This is a genomic window from Delftia sp. WSY_16, from assembly GCF_043104415.1.
Taxonomy (GTDB): Bacteria; Pseudomonadota; Gammaproteobacteria; order Burkholderiales; family Burkholderiaceae_C; genus Comamonas; species Comamonas tsuruhatensis.
Map to the genome: position 1 here is coordinate 196,062 of NZ_JBICKS010000030.1, position 15,859 is coordinate 211,920.

11 protein-coding genes are annotated in these 15,859 nt (G+C 69.2%); 5 read left to right on the forward strand and 6 right to left on the reverse strand.

From position 1 onward, the window contains the following. The first annotated feature begins 74 nt into the window (after window positions 1-74). From ACF8O7_RS16360 to dsbG, 3 genes are all read left to right on the forward strand, one after another. A complete protein-coding gene (locus ACF8O7_RS16360; protein ID WP_392443845.1) occupies window positions 75-1,865 on the forward strand; it encodes a methyl-accepting chemotaxis protein in 1,791 nt (596 codons plus the stop codon). An 18-nt stretch (window positions 1,866-1,883) separates the two neighbouring features. Then, the gene (locus ACF8O7_RS16365) at window positions 1,884-3,023 is read left to right on the forward strand and encodes a FecR family protein (RefSeq protein WP_392443846.1); all 1,140 of its coding nucleotides are present in this window, start codon (window positions 1,884-1,886) and stop codon (window positions 3,021-3,023) included. A gap of 314 nt (window positions 3,024-3,337) precedes the next feature. Then, complete coding sequence (gene dsbG / locus ACF8O7_RS16370; protein WP_313284074.1) at window positions 3,338-3,940, forward strand: thiol:disulfide interchange protein DsbG; 603 nt, start codon at window positions 3,338-3,340, stop codon at window positions 3,938-3,940. Here the strand turns inward: dsbG and ACF8O7_RS16375 are convergent. Genes ACF8O7_RS16375 through ACF8O7_RS16385 form a run of 3 tightly spaced genes read right to left on the reverse strand, consistent with a single transcriptional unit; the run spans window position 3,886 to window position 9,796 of the window. Continuing rightward, on the reverse strand, window positions 3,886-5,385 hold the full coding sequence (locus ACF8O7_RS16375; protein ID WP_392443849.1) for an efflux transporter outer membrane subunit: 1,500 nt from the start codon (window positions 5,383-5,385) through the stop codon (window positions 3,886-3,888). The two genes, dsbG and ACF8O7_RS16375, sit on opposite strands and share 55 nt — an antisense overlap. 5 nt (window positions 5,386-5,390) lie before the next feature. Next, entirely contained in the window at window positions 5,391-8,540 is a 3,150-nt protein-coding gene (locus ACF8O7_RS16380) for a multidrug efflux RND transporter permease subunit (protein ID WP_392443851.1), read from the reverse strand. Between the two features lie 26 nt (window positions 8,541-8,566). Continuing rightward, complete coding sequence (locus tag ACF8O7_RS16385; RefSeq protein WP_392443853.1) at window positions 8,567-9,796, reverse strand: efflux RND transporter periplasmic adaptor subunit; 1,230 nt, start codon at window positions 9,794-9,796, stop codon at window positions 8,567-8,569. A gap of 137 nt (window positions 9,797-9,933) precedes the next feature. Between ACF8O7_RS16385 and ACF8O7_RS16390 the strand changes: the two genes are divergently transcribed. Together ACF8O7_RS16390 and ACF8O7_RS16395 are read left to right on the forward strand one after the other, a co-directional pair. Further along, a complete protein-coding gene (locus ACF8O7_RS16390) occupies window positions 9,934-10,500 on the forward strand; it encodes a TetR/AcrR family transcriptional regulator (RefSeq protein WP_034397250.1) in 567 nt (188 codons plus the stop codon). A gap of 138 nt (window positions 10,501-10,638) precedes the next feature. Next, complete coding sequence (locus tag ACF8O7_RS16395) at window positions 10,639-11,553, forward strand: LysR family transcriptional regulator (RefSeq protein WP_017407102.1); 915 nt, start codon at window positions 10,639-10,641, stop codon at window positions 11,551-11,553. On the opposite strand, the gene acnD is transcribed toward ACF8O7_RS16395, so the two are convergent. The 3 genes from acnD to ACF8O7_RS16410 are packed head-to-tail and all read right to left on the reverse strand — an operon-like array spanning window position 11,541 to window position 15,793. Further along, window positions 11,541-14,168, reverse strand: coding sequence for a Fe/S-dependent 2-methylisocitrate dehydratase AcnD (acnD, locus tag ACF8O7_RS16400; RefSeq protein WP_392443855.1), 2,628 nt, complete (start codon window positions 14,166-14,168; stop codon window positions 11,541-11,543). The genes ACF8O7_RS16395 and acnD overlap by 13 nt on opposite strands. A gap of 60 nt (window positions 14,169-14,228) precedes the next feature. Then, a complete protein-coding gene (gene prpC, locus ACF8O7_RS16405; protein ID WP_133073241.1) occupies window positions 14,229-15,398 on the reverse strand; it encodes a 2-methylcitrate synthase in 1,170 nt (389 codons plus the stop codon). Continuing rightward, window positions 15,395-15,793, reverse strand: coding sequence for an acyl-CoA thioesterase (locus ACF8O7_RS16410; RefSeq protein ID WP_074922441.1), 399 nt, complete (start codon window positions 15,791-15,793; stop codon window positions 15,395-15,397). The genes prpC and ACF8O7_RS16410 overlap by 4 nt, the downstream gene beginning before the upstream one ends. Window positions 15,794-15,859: the final 66 nt, after the last annotated feature.

Here is a 15,859-nt window from a genome sequence, read left to right on the forward strand (position 1 = left end):
AAAGGGCTTTTATCAAATTAATCACTTATTCTTTGATAAAAACTGATACTTGCACCATCTACCTGGAAAGCGCCATGAATCTCCGCACCTGGACCGTCAAGACCAAGCTCTACGCCGCCTTCACCGCCCTGGCTCTGCTGGTCGCGCTGGTTTCCGTATCCGCTCTGCAGGCGCTGGACGATGCCAACCGCAACCTGACCCGGTTCGTCGATGGCGTGAACGCCCGTGCCCAACTGGCCGAACAGGTGCGCGCAGCCGTGGACAGCCGTGCCATCGCGGCGCGCAACCTGGTGCTGGTGAACACGCCGGCCGACCTGGAGCTGGAAAAAGCGGCCGTGTACGCCGCCCATGCCGAGGTCAAGACCCGGCTGGACCAGCTCAAGGCCCTGGTGGCCGCGCCCGGGGTGGGTGAGGAGGCACGCGCCCTGGTCGCCCGCATCGACCAGATAGAGCAGCGCTACGGCCCGGTGGCGCTGGACATCGTCGCGCTGGCGCTGCGCCAGCAACGCGACGAGGCCATTGCCAAGATGAACAGCGAGTGCCGGCCGCTGCTGGCCCAGCTGATCGCGGCCACCGACGAGTACAGCCGGCTCACGCGCCAGCACGCCCAGGACATGGTGGAGCAGGCCACGCAGTCCTATGTGCAGCAACGCAACATGCAGATCGGCATGAGCGCGGTCGCCTTCGTGCTGGCCCTGCTCATGGGCCGGCTGATCGCACGCGGCCTGACACGCGCGCTGGGCGCCGAGCCGGCCCAGCTGGGCGAGGTCGCCCGCCAGATAGCCGACGGCAACCTCGACCCCGGACTGCTGCGCAGCGAAGCGCCCGCCGGCAGCGTGCAGGCCTCGCTCAACGCCATGCACCAGAGCCTGGCCAGCGTGGTCAGCGACGTGCGCAACAACGCCGACAGCGTGGCCGTGGCCAGCGAGCAGATCGCCAAGGGCAATGCCGACCTGAGCCGCCGCACCGAGCAGCAGGCCAGCGCGCTGCAGCAGACGGCGGCCTCCATGGACGAGCTGTCCTCCACCGTGCAGCAGAACGCGGACAACGCGCGCCAGGTCAACCAGCTCGCGCTCGGCGCCAGCCAGGTGGCGGTCAAGGGCGGCACCGTGGTGCAGGAAGTCGTCGGCGCCATGCAGGACATCCATGCCAGCTCGCGCCAGATCGGCGACATCGTGGGCGTGATCGACTCCATCGCCTTCCAGACCAACATCCTCGCCCTCAATGCCGCTGTCGAAGCCGCTCGCGCCGGTGAACAGGGCAAGGGCTTTGCCGTGGTGGCCGCCGAGGTCCGCACCCTGGCCCAGCGCAGCGCGCAGGCCGCCCGCGAGATCAAGCAGCTCATCACTGACAGCGCCACGCGCGTCAGCCAGGGCGCGGAGCTGGCCGACCAGGCCGGCGCCACCATGGCCGAGGTGCTGCAATCCATACAGCGCGTGACCGACCTCATGGGCGAGATCAGCAATGCCAGCGACGAGCAAAGCGCCGGCGTGGCCCAGGTCGGACAGGCCATGAGCCAGATGGACCAGGTCACGCAGCAAAACGCCTCGCTGGTGGAAGAAAGCGCGGCGGCGGCCTCCAGCCTCAAGTCCCAGGCCCAGCGCCTGGTGCAGGCCGTGGCCATCTTCCGCCTGGGCGACCAGGGTCGCGCGGCGCAACAGCCGCGTTTGCAGGCGCCGCTGCCGGCGTCCGTGCCCACGCGCGCGGCCACGGCATCTGCGCTGGCGCCGGCCAGGCCGGCACCGGCACGACCCGCAGCTGGCGCGCGCCCTGCAAGCCCTGCAAGCCCTGCAAGCCCTGCAAGCCCTGCACGCCTGGCTGCGGCCAAGCCGTCCGCCGAATCGCAGGACTGGACCAGCTTCTGAAGCCGGCAAGCCGCACGCATGCGCCGCCACCGCTCCTGCACCGCGCCCCTGGACAAGGCTGCGCAGGTGCGCGAACTGGAAGAGTTCTTCCGCGGGCAAAACCCCATCGACCTCGCTGCGGCCGACTGGCACACGCGCATGGAGCAAGGCCTGACCGCCGAGGAAGAAGCCGAATTCACCGAATGGCTGGCGGCCAGCACGGCGCACGAGGCCGCCTTGCGCCACCTGGGCCAGAGCCTGGCGGCAGCGCGGTCCATTCCCCCCGAACAGGTGGCGCGCCTGCGCGCGGAGCAGGCACGCCGGCGCTCGCAGTCGGCGCCTCACGCACACCCGGAACCGGCCTCGCAGCGCCCGTCCTCCGAAGAGCGCCAAGGCTGGATCTGGTCCCGCCTGCTGCCGCGACCTGCCCTGGCGGCCCTGTGCTGCACGGTGGCCCTTGCCCTTGCCCTGGTCCTGGCCGTGGGCGTGGGCTGGCACCAGTGGCAGCAGCAGCCCACCTTCACCAGCAGCCACCTGACCCCACGCGGCCAGGCCAAGACCATCACCTTGCCGGATGGCACCGCACTGTCCCTGGATGCCGATACCCAGGCGCAGGTAACTCTGTACCGCGACCGGCGCGAGGTGCGCATCACGCAAGGGCAGATCCTGTTCGCCGTGGCACCCGACAGTGCCAGGCCCTTTCATGTGCTGGCCGGCCCGGCGCGCGTCACCGTGGGCGGCACGCGGTTTTCCGTGCGCTATCGCGCCACGGGCATGGAGGCGGGCAGCGCCCAGGTGGCCGTGCAGGAAGGCCATGTGCGCGTGGCCGGTGCGCAAGGCGCGGCAACGCCTGCCGACCTGGTCGCTGGCCAGGCCCTGAGCGTGTCGCCTGCAGGCGTGCTCGGTCCGGTGTCGGCTGTGGCGCCCGGCAGCATTGCGCTGTGGCGCAAGGGACTGATCCGCTTCGAGAACACGCCCCTGGCCGACGCCCTGGTGGAACTGGAGCGCTACGGGCCGACCGGCCTGGTGGTGCACGACCCGGCCGTGGCGGCTCTGCGCATTGGCGGCACCTACCAGACCAGCCGCCCCGCCGAGTTCGCACGCATGCTGGCCCAGATCCTGCCCGTCACTCTGGTGGCCGGGCCCGATGGCCAGACCGAGATTGCCGCTGCGCCCTGAGCACGGAGGCGGGACCGGCCCCACTCGCCCTGGCTGTCTGCAATGACGACTGCCCAGCACCGATGCGCAGCATCTGCAAGGGTGTCAATGACAATCAGCGGCGTGCGAAGCCCATGGGCTGCAACGCGGCGGCAACGGCGTGTGGCCGGTCGGCCGTCGTGTGCGAGATTGCCGCAAGCGATTTCCTGGACCGATGGAACGCGGCGGATGCACTCCGACTCACACCGTCCGCCGCTGTTGCCACAGCACCAGGCGTTGCACCCTTGTCGCGCAGCGCCGCCCCCTCATTCATTCAATCGTTTCAAGGAGTTCCCATGCATCTTCAACGCACCGTCCTTTTTGCAGGCATGGCTGCCAGCCTCTTTCTGGCGGCGGGATGGGCCACGGCCGCAGAAGGCCCTGCCACGGCCCAGGCCCCCCAGGCCAAGGCACAGGCCGCCAAGCCGGCGGGCGACACCGTGCAGGCGCAGCTGGAGACCTCCACCTGGGTGCCCGACGGCAAGGCCGATGCGCCGCGCGTGATCTATACCTTCACCGACCCCAACTGCAAGTACTGCCACAAGTTCTGGGAGGCCGCACGCCCCTGGGTGGATGCGGGCAAGGTGCAGCTGCGCCACATCCTGGTGGGCGTGATCCGGGACGACAGCCCGGCCAAGGCCGCCGCCATCCTGCAGGCCCCGGACCGCGCGGCCGCACTGATGGAGCACGAGAAGAAGTCCGCCCAGGGCGGCATAGCGCCCGCCTTCAGCGTCAGCCCCGACGTGCGCAAGGCGCTGGAGGCCCACCGCAAGCTGATGATGTCCCTGGGCTTCCGTGGCACGCCGGGCATCGTGGTGATCGACAGCCAGGGCAGCACCAAGAGCTATGGCGGCATGCCGCGCGATGCGGCCTTGCCGGAGGTGTTCGGGGCGCTGTGAGGCGGCGGCGCCGTCCAGCTGCCGCCCAGCACGCGGAACAGCTGGGCCAGCGCCAACTGGCGCTGGGTCACGGTATCGATGTAGGCGCTTTCATTGGCGAAGGCGTTGCGCTGTGCGTCCAGGTAGCGCAGATGGTCGTCCACCCCCGCCTGGTAACGGGCCTGCGCCAGCCGCAGGCTTTCGCGGCTGCTGTCGCGCAGCGCCAGGCGCGCGGCTTCCTCGCGGCGCAGCGTGTCGGTGGCGGCCAGGGCGTCGGCCACTTCGCGGAAGGCGGTCTGGATGGCCTGCTCGTAGGCTGCCACGGCCATGTCCTTGCGCAGCACGGCCAGGTCGAGGTTGGCGCGGTTGCGCCCCCCGTCGAAGAGGGGCAGCGTGACCTGGGGAGTGAACGACCAGGCGCGCTGGCCCGGGCGGAACAGGTCGGACAGATCGGCGCTGGACGATCCCAGGAAGCCGGTGAGCGAGATGCGCGGGAAGAAGGCCGCGCGCGCCGCACCAATGTCCGCGCTGCGCGCGCGCAGCCGGTGCTCGGCCGCCTGGATGTCGGGCCGGTGGATGAGCAGTTCGGAAGGCGTGCCGGCCGACAGGTCCTGCAGCAGCAGGGGTACGTCGGACGACTTTGCCGACTGTGCAGACCCTGCGGACTGTGCGGCCAGGTACGGCGCCAGATACTCCACGCCCGTCAGCAGCAGCAGGGCGTTGCCGGCCTGGCGCAGCTCGCGTTCGCTGCGCTCCACGTCGGCGCGGGCCTGGGCGGCCAGGCCCAGGGCATCCTGGTGATCCAGGGCGGTGGCCGTGCCCGCCTGGCGCCGCTGCGCGGTCAGGCGCAGCGAGGATTCACGGCTTTGCAGCGTGCGCTGCGCCAGTTGCAGGCGGCGCAGGGCCCCGTCGCGGGACAGGTAGGCCTGCACCACCTCGGCGCCCAGGCTGATGCGGGCAGCGCGCGCGGCCTCTTCGGTGGCCAGGTACTCGCCCAGGGCGGCTTCGGACAGGTTGCGCACGCGGCCGAACAGGTCCAGCTCGAAGGCGGCCAGCCCCAGGCCGGCCTGCCAGCTGCCCTGCACCTGCGGCTGGCCCGTGGCATTCATGTCGCCCGGCAGGCGCTGGCGCGTGCCGCCGCCCTGCAGGCCCACGCCCGGCAGGCGGTCGGCGCGCTGCACCTGGTACAGGGCGCGTGCCGCCTCCACGTTGAGCAGGGTCTGGCGCAGGTCGCGGTTGTGGGCCTGGGCCAGGTCCACCAGCTGGCGCAGCTGGCGGTCGGCGATGAAGCTGTTCCAGTCCAGCGTGGCCGCCGACGAGGACAGCACGGGCGCCGCATCCTGCTGCGGCCATTGCGTGGGAATGGGCGCCTGCGGACGCTGGTGGACCGGGGCGAGGGAGCAGCCCGCCAGCACCAGGCTGGCGGCCAGCGCACACAGGGCGCGTGGGAAGAAGTGCATGGACATGGCGCTTACTCGATGCGGGTTGCCGGGGCCTGCAGGGCAGGCGGGGTGCCGGCCGGCGCCTTGCGCCGGGACAGGGACAGCACCCAGACGAAGAAGACGGGAACGAAGACCACCCCCAGCAGCGTGGCCGACAGCATGCCGCCAATCACGCCGAAGCCGATGGCGGCCTGGCTGGAGGCGCCCGCGCCCGAGGCCAGCGCCAGCGGCACCACGCCCAGGATAAAGGCCAGCGAGGTCATGACGATGGGCCGAAAGCGCAGCCGCGCCGCCTGCAGCGCGGCCTGCGCCAGGCTGTGCCCCTGCGCATGCAGGTCCCTGGCGAACTCCACGATCAGGATGGCGTTCTTGGCCGCCAGGCCGATGATGGTGATCAGGCCCACCTTGAAGTACACGTCGTTGGACAGGCCCACGGCCGAGGTGGCCAGCACCGATCCCAGCGCGCCGATGGGCACGATCAGCATCACGGCGGCGGGAATGCTCCAGCTCTCGTACAGGGCCACCAGCAGCAGGAACACCACCACGATGGCCAGCGCGAACAGCTTGGGCGCCTGGGCACCGGCGGCTTTCTCCTGGAAGGACAGGGCCGTCCACTCGTAGCCTATGCCGCGCGGCATCTCGGCCATGATGCGTTCCAGCTCGGCCATGGCCTCGCCCGTGGTGTGGCCCGGCTTGGCATCGCCCGAGATGCGGAAGGCCGGATAGCCGTTGTAGCGCGAGATCTGCACCGGCCCGCTTTCCCAGCGCACCGTGGCAAAGGCCGACAGCGGCACCTGCTGGCCGGCGGCGTTGGGCACGTGCAGGCGCAGGATGTCCTCGGGCCGCGCGCGGGCCTGGGCATCGGCCTGCACCACCACGCGCTGCAGGCGGCCCGCGTTGGGGAACTCGTTGATCACGGCCGAGCCGTAGGCCGTGGACAGGGCCGTGTTGATGGCGCTGAAATCCACGCCCTGGGCCTGCGCCTTGCGCCGGTCGATGTCCAGCCGCAGCTGGGGCGCATCCTCCAGGTTTTCCATCATGGCGTAGGCAATGATGGGCGAGGCATTGGCCTTGGCCAGCAGCTGGTCGCGCGCGGCGATCAGCGCCTCGCGGCCCAGGCTGGCGCGGTCCTGCAGGCGCAGCGCAAAGCCGCCGGAGTTGCCCAGGCCGTCGATGGGCGGCGGGTCCACGGCCATGACGGTGCCGTCGGACAGGCTGGCAAAGCGCTGGTTGAAGGCCTGCACCTCGTCCCACGATGCCTGCCCGGCGCCGCGCACCGACCAGTCCTTGAGCGTGACGAAGGCCAGGGCCGCGTTCTGCCCCATGCCCGAGAAGCTGTAGCCCATCAGGAACTCGGCCTGGGCCGTGGCGGGGCGGCTCTGAACATAGTCCTCCATGTCCTTGACCATGGCCTTGGTGCGCTCCGTGGTAGCGCCCGGCGGCAGCTGCACGCCGACGATGTAGTAGCCCATGTCCTCGTAGGGCACGAAGGATTCGGGCATGCGCGTGTACGCCACGCCCAGCCCGGCCACGATGGCGGCATACACCAGCATGCAGCGCCCGGCGCGGCGCACCAGCCGCTGGTTGAGCAGGTCGAAGCGCTCGGTCAGCGCCGCGAAGCGGCGGTTGAACCAGCCGAAGAAGCCCTTGCGCTCGGCGTGGTGGCCCTTGGCAACGGGCTTGAGCAGCGTGGCGCACAGCGCCGGCGTGAAGGTCAGCGCCAGCAGGCCCGAGAACAGGATGGACACGGCCAGCGACAGCGAGAACTGCCGGTAGATCACGCCCACCGAGCCGCTCATGAAGGCCAGCGGCAGGAACACCGCCACCAGCACCAGGGTGATACCGACGATGGCGCCCGAGACCTGCTGCATGGCCTTGACCGTGGCGGCCAGCGGCGACAGCCCCTCCTCGGCCATGAGGCGCTCCACGTTCTCCACCACCACGATGGCGTCGTCCACCAGGATGCCGATGGCCAGCACCATGCCGAACATGGTCATCATGTTCACCGAAAAGCCCAGCGCATACATCACGCCCAGGGTGCCGGCCAGGCAGACGGGCACGACGATGGTGGGAATCAGCGTGTAGCGCAGGTTCTGCAGGAACAGCCACATCACCAGGAACACCAGCGCCACGGCCTCCACCAGGGTCTGGATGACCTTGCCGATGGCCACTTCCACGAAGCGCGAGGTGTCATAGGGCACGGCGTACTGGATACCGGCAGGGAAGTTCTGCGACAGCTCGGCCAGGCGCGCCTTGACGGCCTTGGCCGTCTGCATGGCGTTGGCCCCGGGCGCCAGCTGCACGGCGGCGGCCACGCCCTGGCGGCCGTCCTCGCGCGAGGAAAAGCTGTAGTCCAGCTGGCCGACCTCCAGCCGCGCCACATCGGCCAGGCGCACGGCCGAGCCATCGGCCCTGGCACGCAGCACGATCTGGCCGAACTCCTCGGGCGAGGCCAGCGTGCCCTTGACGGCAATGGTGGCGCTCAGCTCCTGGCCGGGCCCTGCGGGCGAGGCGCCAAAGCTGCCGGCCGGCACCTGCGCGTTCTGGGCGGCGATGGCCGCGTTCACGTCCGCCACCGACAGGCCGTAGCCCAGCAGCTTGTTCGGATCGACCCACACGCGCATGGCCACATCGGCTGCGAAGAACTGCACCTTGCCCACGCCGGGCACGCGACGGATCTCGTTGTTGATGTTGCGCACGGCGTAGTCGGACAGGGCCACCTCGCTGTTGCCGCCGCTGCCGTCCTTGTAGGTCAGCGAGTAGATCATCAGGAAGTTGGCGCTGGCCTGCTCGACCTGCAGGCCCATCTGCATCACGGACGCGGGCAGGCGCGCCTCGGCCTTCTTGATGCGGTTTTGCACCTCCACCTGGGCCAGCGCGGGCTCGGTGCCCGGGGCGAAGGTGGCCGTGATCTCGGCCAGGCCCGTGGAGCCGCTGGAGGAGTCGAAGTACAGCAGCCCCTTGGTGCCGTTGAGCTCCTCCTCGATGACGCTGGTCACCGACTCCATCACCGTGGTGGCGGAGGCGCCCGGATAGTTGGCGGTGATCGAGATCTGCGGCGGCGCCACGTTGGGAAACTGGGAGACGGGCAGCGCCGGTATGGCCAGCAGCCCGGCGAGCATGATGAAGATGGCCACCACCCAGGCGAAGTTGGGGCGGTTGATGAAGAACTTGGACATGGTCTATTCCTTGGGCAGGCGCCGGCTCAGTCGCTGGACGTGGCGGAGCTGCCGGAGGCGCAGAAGGTGCCGGACAGCCCCGCCGTAGGGGAGGCCGCGGCATCGGAAAGGGCCGTGACCTGAACCCGCGCCCCGGGCTGCAGGCCCGCCATGCGGCCCACCACCACGCGCTCGCCGCCCTTCAGGCCTGCGCTGATCTGCCACTGCGCGCCATGCATGGCCGCGGTCTGCACGGGGCGCATCTGCAGCGTGTCCTGGCCATCCACCACCAGCACGTGGGCCTGCCCGTCGGTGCTGCGCTGCACGGCCCGCTGCGGCACCAGGATGGCGGCAGGGTCCACGCCCTGGCCCACGGTCACGCGCACATACATGCCGGGCTGCAGCATGCCGTCGCGGTTGTCGAAGCGCCCGCGCAGCGACATCTGGCCGGTGCCGCGGTCCACCGTCACATCCGAGAACAGCAGTTGCCCCGTGCGCTGCAGGCCCGTGCCGTCCACCTTCAGGGAGACCGGCGTGCCGTCCTTGCCCGCTGTCTGTGCCAGGCGGCCCTCGGCCAGGGCCGCGCGCAGGCGCTGGGCTTCGGCCACGGGCTGCTGGAAGTCGGCATAGACCGGGTCGAGCTGCTGGACCAGCGCCATGGGCGTGGCCTCGCCCTGGCCCACCAGGGCGCCCTCGGTGACCAGCGCACGGCCGATGCGGCCCGCGATAGGCGCCCTGACCGTGGCGTATTCCAGGTTCAGGGCGGCCGCCTGCACCTCGGCCTGGGCGGACTGGCGCGCGGCCTGGGCCGCCTGCAGGCGGGCCTGCATGGCTTCGAAGTCCTGGCGGCTGACCGCCTCCTGGGCCACCAGCGGCGCGTTGCGGCCGACCACGGCACGCGCTTCGATCAGGGCCGCTTCGGCGCTGGCCAGCTGGCCCTGGGCGCGGGACAGGGCGGCGCGCAGGGGCGCCGGGTCGATCTGGAACAGCACCTGGCCGGCCCGGACGTCGGCGCCTTCCTCGAAATGGCGGCGCAGCACGATGCCGGCCACCCGCGCACGCACCTCGGCCACGCGCACGGGCTCGATACGGCCCGGCAGCTCGCTGGACAGGGCCAGCGGCGCGGGCTGCACGGTGACGGCCTGCACCACGGGCAGCGCGTCACCCGCTGCGGCCGGAGCCTCGTTGCGGCCGCAGCCCGCTGCCAGGGCGGCCAGGGCGGCCAGCACCAGGGCCGCCAGCGGCAGGCCACGTCGCTTGTTCAGACGCATGCTCATGTTCACAACCTGATTGAGTTCGATACGAAGGCCGCGATGGTACATATCAGAATCAAATGAGTCAACATCGATTCATTTGATGCCTTAAAACATCAACAGATAAAATCCATGCACTTTCCAAGGAGGCATGACAAGCGATGACGAGCACCAAGCAAGAGGACGAAGGCAAGCTGCTGGGCGCACTGGCACTGGCGCTGCTGGACGATCCCAAGGCCAATCTGCAGGAGCTGGCACGCGCCATCGGCATCAGCAAGGCCACGCTCTACCGCTTCTGCCCCACGCGCGACCAGCTCATCGACCGGCTCATAGGGCATGCGGCCGACACCCTGTCGCGCGCCATGCACGCGGCCGAGCTGGAGCGCCACGCGCCGCTGGAGGCGCTGCGCCGCCTCACCGCCCACTGCCAGGACCACCAGACGCTGCTGCTGTTCCTGATGTATTTCTGGCGCTCCGACATCTCGGTGGTCGGCCAGATAGAGAGCGAATGGGTGGCGGCCATGGATGCCTTTTTCCTGCGCGGCCAGCAGGCCGGCGTGTTCCGCATCGACATCACGGCCGCGGCGATGACCGAGCTGTGGCTTTCCATGGCCGTGGGCCTGCTGGATGCGGAGCGGCGCGGCCGTGTTGCGCGGGCCAGCGTGGCGGCCGTGATGGAGCAGTCCTTCCTGCACGGCGCCCTGCAGCCCGGCGCACCGGCTGCGTAGCACGCCGGGCGCCGATGGGAAACCGAGGTGATGATGGTCATGCACTGCTTTCAATCGATGAAGGCAGCCATGGAATGGATTCGCATCAATGAACTAAAATTTTTCTAGTTCAAAAATCCATGAATTTTTCTCACCAAAATGTTGGAACGCACCCACCTCGCCATCGTCCGTGAAGTCGAAAAACAGGGCTCGCTGACGGCGGCGGCCGGCGTGCTGTGCGTGACGCAGTCGGCGCTGAGCCACAGCATGAAGAAGCTGGAGCAGCAGCTGGGCACGGACATCTGGCTGCGCGAAGGCCGCAGCCTGCGCCTGACGCAAGCCGGCCAGTACCTGCTGGCCGTGGCCCAGCGCGTGCTGCCCCAGCTGGACCTGGCCGAGGAGCGGCTGCGCCAGTTCGCCCAGGGCGAGCGCGGCGCGCTGCGCATCGGCATGGAGTGCCATCCCTGCTACCAGTGGCTGCTCAAGATCGTCGCGCCCTATCTGGCGAGCTGGCCCGATGTGGATGTGGATGTGAAGCAGAAATTCCAGTTCGGCGGCATCGGCGCGCTGTTCGGCTACGAGATCGACCTGCTGGTCACGCCCGATCCGCTGTTCAAGGCGGGCCTGGAGTTCGTGCCCGTGTTCGACTACGAGCAGGTGCTGGTGGTCTCCAGCGCGCATGCGCTGGCAGGGGCCGATTTCGTGGAGGCCGCCCAGCTCGCGCCCGAGGTGCTGATCACCTATCCCGTGCCCATGGACCGGCTGGACATCTACAACCAGTTCCTCATGCCGGCCGGCATCACGCCGCGCCGCCAGAAGGCCATAGAGACCACGGACATCATGATGCAGATGGTGGCCAGCGGCCGGGGCGTGGCGGCCCTGCCGCGCTGGCTGGTGCAGGAGTACGCGGGCAAGCTGGACGTGGTGCCCGTGCGCCTGGGCGCCCAGGGCATTGCCAAGCAGATCTTCCTGGGCGCGCGCGTGGCGGACCTGCAGACCGACTATCTGCAGGCCTTCATCGAGCTGGCGCGCCAGCCGCTGGCCGCTGGCACGCCCCCTTCTCAGGCTGCCTGAGCCTGCGCCAGGAAGTCCTGCGCAAACCGCTGCAGCACCCCGCCGGCCTCGTAGACCGATACCTCCTCGGCCGTGTCCAGCCGGCAGGTCACGGGCACGCGCAGCGTCTGGCCGTTTCTGCGCTCGACCACCAGCGTGAGTTGGGTGCCCGGCGTGCGCTCGCCTTCCACGCCATAGACCTCCGTGCCGTCCAGCCCCAGGGTCTTGCGGTCGGTGCCCGGCAGGAACTGCAGCGGCAGCACGCCCATGCCGATGAGGTTGGTGCGGTGGATGCGCTCGAAGCCTTCGGCCACCACGGCCTCGACTCCGGCCAGCCGCACTCCCTTGGCCGCCCAGTCGCGCGAGCTGCCCTGGCCGTAGTCGGCGCCCGCGATGATGATCAGCGGCTGGCGGCGGTTCAGGTAGGTTTCCATGGCCTCCCACATGCGCACCACACGGCCTTCGGGCTCGATGCGCGCCAGCGAGCCCTTGTGCTGCACGCCATCGATGACGGCCATCTCGTTGACCAGCTGCGGGTTGGCGAAGGTGGCGCGCATGGCCGTCAGGTGATCGCCGCGGTGGGTGGCGTAGGAGTTGAAGTCTTCCTCGGGCAGGCCCATGCGCGCCAGGTATTCGCCCGCCGCGCTGTCGGCCAGGATGGCGTTGGAGGGCGACAGGTGGTCGGTGGTGATGTTGTCGGGCAGCAGCGCCAGCGGCCGCATGTTGCGCAGCGTGCGCGGGAAGGCCGCCAGCGCGCCCACGCCTTCGGTATCCCAGTAGGGCGGGCGGCGGATGTAGGTGGACTGGGGGCGCCAGTCGTACTGGGGCCGTGCCTTGTCGCCATCGTCCTTGCGGATGGCGAACATGGGGTCGTAGACGGCGCGGAATTGCGCAGGTTTGACCGCTTGCTCGACGATGGCGTCGATCTCCTCGTCGGCGGGCCACAGGTCCTTGAGGCGGATCTCGCGCCCGTCCACCACGCCCAGCACGTCCTGCTCGATGTCGAAGCGGATGGTGCCCGCCAGCGCATAGGCCACGACCAGCGGCGGCGAGGCCAGGAAGGCCTGTTTGGCATACGGATGGATGCGCCCGTCGAAGTTGCGGTTGCCCGAGAGCACGGCCGTGGCGTAGAGGTCGCGCTCGACGATTTCCTGCTGGATCCTGGGGTACAGCGCGCCGCTCATGCCGTTGCAGGTGGTGCAGGCAAAGGCGACGATGCCAAAGCCCAGTTGCTGCAGCTCGGTGAGCAGGCCGGCCTCCTTCAGGTACAGCTCCACGGCCTTGGAGCCCGGCGCCAGCGAGGACTTGACCCAGGGCTTGCGCGTGAGACCCAGGCGATTGGCATTGCGCGCCAGCAGCGCCGCGGCGATGACATTGCGCGGGTTGCTGGTGTTGGTGCAGCTGGTGATGGCCGCGATGATGACGGCCCCATCGGGCATCAGGCCCTGGCGCTCCTGGGCGCGGGCGGCCTGCAGCTTGGCCGCATCGGCAATGCCGCGCTCGGCCAGGGCCGAGGTGGGCAGGCGCCGGTGCGGATTCGAGGGACCGGCCATGTTGCGCACCACGGTGGACAGGTCGAACTGCAGCACGCGGTCGTACTGGGCATCGGCCAGGCTGTCGCTCCAGAAACCTGCGGTGCGCGCATAGGCCTCGACCAGGCGCACCTGGGCCTCGTCGCGGCCGGTCAGGCGCAGGTAGGCCAGGGTCTGGTCGTCAATGGAGAACATGGCCGCCGTGGCGCCGTATTCGGGGCACATGTTGGAGATGGTGGCGCGGTCGCCGATGCTCAGGCTGTCGGCGCCCTCGCCAAAGAATTCCACATAGGCGCCCACCACCTTTTGCTGGCGCAGGAATTCGGTCAGGGCCAGCACGATGTCGGTGGCGGTGATGCCGCCCTGGCGCCGGCCCGTGAGGCGCACGCCCACGATCTCGGGCATGCGCATCCAGGAGGCGCGGCCCAGCATGACGTTCTCGGCCTCAAGGCCGCCCACGCCCACGGCGATCACGCCCAGGGCATCGACATGGGGCGTGTGCGAGTCGGTGCCGACACAGGTATCCGGGAAGGCCAGGCCATCCTGCACTGTCACCACGGGGGACATCTTCTCCAGATTGATCTGGTGCATGATCCCGTTCCCTGCGGGGATCACGTCCACGTTGGCGAAGGCTTTTTTTGTCCACTCGATGAAGTGGAAGCGGTCCTCGTTGCGGCGGTCCTCGATGGCGCGGTTCTTCACGAAGGCATCGGGATCGAAGCCGCCGCACTCCACGGCCAGCGAGTGGTCCACGATGAGCTGCACGGGCACGACGGGGTTGACCTGGGCCGGGTCGCCGCCTTCGGCCGCGATGGCGTCGCGCAGGCCGGCCAGGTCCACCAGGGCGGTCTGGCCCAGGATGTCGTGGCAGACCACGCGCACGGGGTACCAGGGAAAGTCGATGTCGCGCCGGCGCTCGATGAGCTGCAGCAGGTAGCCGTCCAGCTGCGAGGGATCGGCGCGGCGCACGAGGTTCTCGGCGTGGACGCGGGCGGTGTAGGGCAGGCGTGCCCAGGCGCCGGGCGAGAGCGCATCGACGGCGGCGCGGGCATCGATGTAGTGCACCGTGGTGCCGGGCAGGGGTTTCTTGTGGTCGTTGTTCATGGGGCGGATGCAATGCGGGCAGGCCTGCAGCCCGCCCGCCAGGTTCAGGACAGCGGCGGCTCAGGCGCGCGCATCGAGGGGCACGAACTTCTGGTCATCCGGCCCCGTGTAGTTGGCGCTGGGGCGGATGATCTTGTTGTCCTGGCGCTGCTCGATCACGTGCGCTGCCCAGCCGCTGGTGCGCGCGATCACGAACAGCGGCGTGAACATGGCCGTGGGCACGCCCATCATGTGGTAGCTGACGGCGCTGAACCAGTCCAGGTTGGGGAACATCTTCTTGACCTCCCACATCACCGATTCCAGCCGGTCGGCAATGTCGTACATGCGGGTGGTTCCGGCCTCGTCGGACAGGCGCTTGGCCACGCCCTTGATGACCACGTTGCGCGGGTCGCTGACGGTGTAGACCGGGTGGCCGAAGCCGATCACCACTTCCTTGGCATCGACGCGGCGGCGGATGTCGGCCTCGGCCTCGTCGGGCGTGTCGTAGCGCTTCTGGATCTCGAAGGCCACCTCGTTGGCGCCGCCATGCTTGGGCCCGCGCAGCGCGCCGATGGCGCCCGCGATGGAGGAATACATATCGCTGCCCGTGCCCGCGATCACGCGCGCCGTGAAGGTGGAGGCGTTGAACTCATGCTCTGCATAGAGGTTGAGCGAGGTGTGCATGGCGCGCACCCAGCCTTCGGACGGCCGGTGGCCGTGCAGCAGGTGCAGGAAGTGGCCGCCGATGGAGTCGTCGTCGGTCTCCACCTCGATGCGCCGGCCCGAATTGCTCCAGTGGTACCAGTACAGCAGCATGGAGCCCAGGCTGGCCATGAGCCGGTCGGCAATGTCGCGGGCACCCGCCAGGTTGTGGTCGTCCTTTTCGGGCAGCACGCAGCCCAGGGCCGAGACGCCGGTGCGCATCACGTCCATCGGATGGGCGCCGGCAGGCAACTGCTCCAACGCCTGCCTGACGCTGGCCGGCAGGCCGCGCAGCGCCTGCAATTTGGTCTTGTAGGCCTGCAGTTCGGGGCGCGTGGGCAGCTTGCCGTGCACCAGCAGATGGGCGATTTCCTCGAACTCGCAGACCTCGGCAATGTCCAGGATGTCGTAGCCGCGATAGTGCAGGTCGTTGCCCGAGCGGCCCACGGTGCACAGCGCGGTGTTGCCGGCGGTCACGCCCGACAGCGCGACGGATTTCTTGGGCTTGAATGCGGACGCAGATGGCGCGTCGATGGTCGTGGTACTCATGGAAGGGTCTCCTGGTTCAGATAGGAATGGGCAATGGCCGCAGGAAGGCCGTTGTGGTCGACAGCCACCATCTCGAACAGGCCCTTGAGCACGTCCTCGCAGGCAATGCCCGGAGCCTGGGCCGACGCGGTGACGCAGACCGTCATGGAGCTGCGCCCCACGCGGCTGACCCAGCCGCGCAGGACGATCTCGTGGCCCACGGGCACGGGCGCCAGGAAGTCCACGCCGGTGACGGCGGCCATCACGACCTCGCGCTGTGCCAGGCTGCGCGCAGCGAGAAAGGCCGCCTTGGCCATGAGCTGCAGGCCCTGGCCCGCGAACAGCGTGCCGTGGTGGTTGGCCAGCGCGGGCAATACCAGTTCATGCAGCTCGGCGGTTCCGGTGGGTGTTGTCATGTTTCGCAATTTACGCAAAATAGCGCCCCTGCCATAGTGCTGAAAAGGCGAATTCTTGCGAAACGA

Excerpts from the sequence above, each read along its gene's own strand:
- ACF8O7_RS16360 (WP_392443845.1), top strand. The coding sequence starts at position 75 with ATGAATCTCCGCACCTGGACCGTCAAGACCAAGCTCTACGCCGCCTTC.
- ACF8O7_RS16365 (WP_392443846.1), top strand. The coding sequence starts at position 1,884 with ATGCGCCGCCACCGCTCCTGCACCGCGCCCCTGGACAAGGCTGCGCAG.
- dsbG (WP_313284074.1), top strand. The coding sequence starts at position 3,338 with ATGCATCTTCAACGCACCGTCCTTTTTGCAGGCATGGCTGCCAGCCTC.
- ACF8O7_RS16375 (WP_392443849.1), bottom strand. The coding sequence starts at position 5,385 with ATGTCCATGCACTTCTTCCCACGCGCCCTGTGTGCGCTGGCCGCCAGC.
- ACF8O7_RS16380 (WP_392443851.1), bottom strand. The coding sequence starts at position 8,540 with ATGTCCAAGTTCTTCATCAACCGCCCCAACTTCGCCTGGGTGGTGGCC.
- ACF8O7_RS16385 (WP_392443853.1), bottom strand. The coding sequence starts at position 9,796 with ATGAGCATGCGTCTGAACAAGCGACGTGGCCTGCCGCTGGCGGCCCTG.
- ACF8O7_RS16390 (WP_034397250.1), top strand. The coding sequence starts at position 9,934 with ATGACGAGCACCAAGCAAGAGGACGAAGGCAAGCTGCTGGGCGCACTG.
- ACF8O7_RS16395 (WP_017407102.1), top strand. The coding sequence starts at position 10,639 with ATGTTGGAACGCACCCACCTCGCCATCGTCCGTGAAGTCGAAAAACAG.
- acnD (WP_392443855.1), bottom strand. The coding sequence starts at position 14,168 with ATGAACAACGACCACAAGAAACCCCTGCCCGGCACCACGGTGCACTAC.
- prpC (WP_133073241.1), bottom strand. The coding sequence starts at position 15,398 with ATGAGTACCACGACCATCGACGCGCCATCTGCGTCCGCATTCAAGCCC.
- ACF8O7_RS16410 (WP_074922441.1), bottom strand. The coding sequence starts at position 15,793 with ATGACAACACCCACCGGAACCGCCGAGCTGCATGAACTGGTATTGCCC.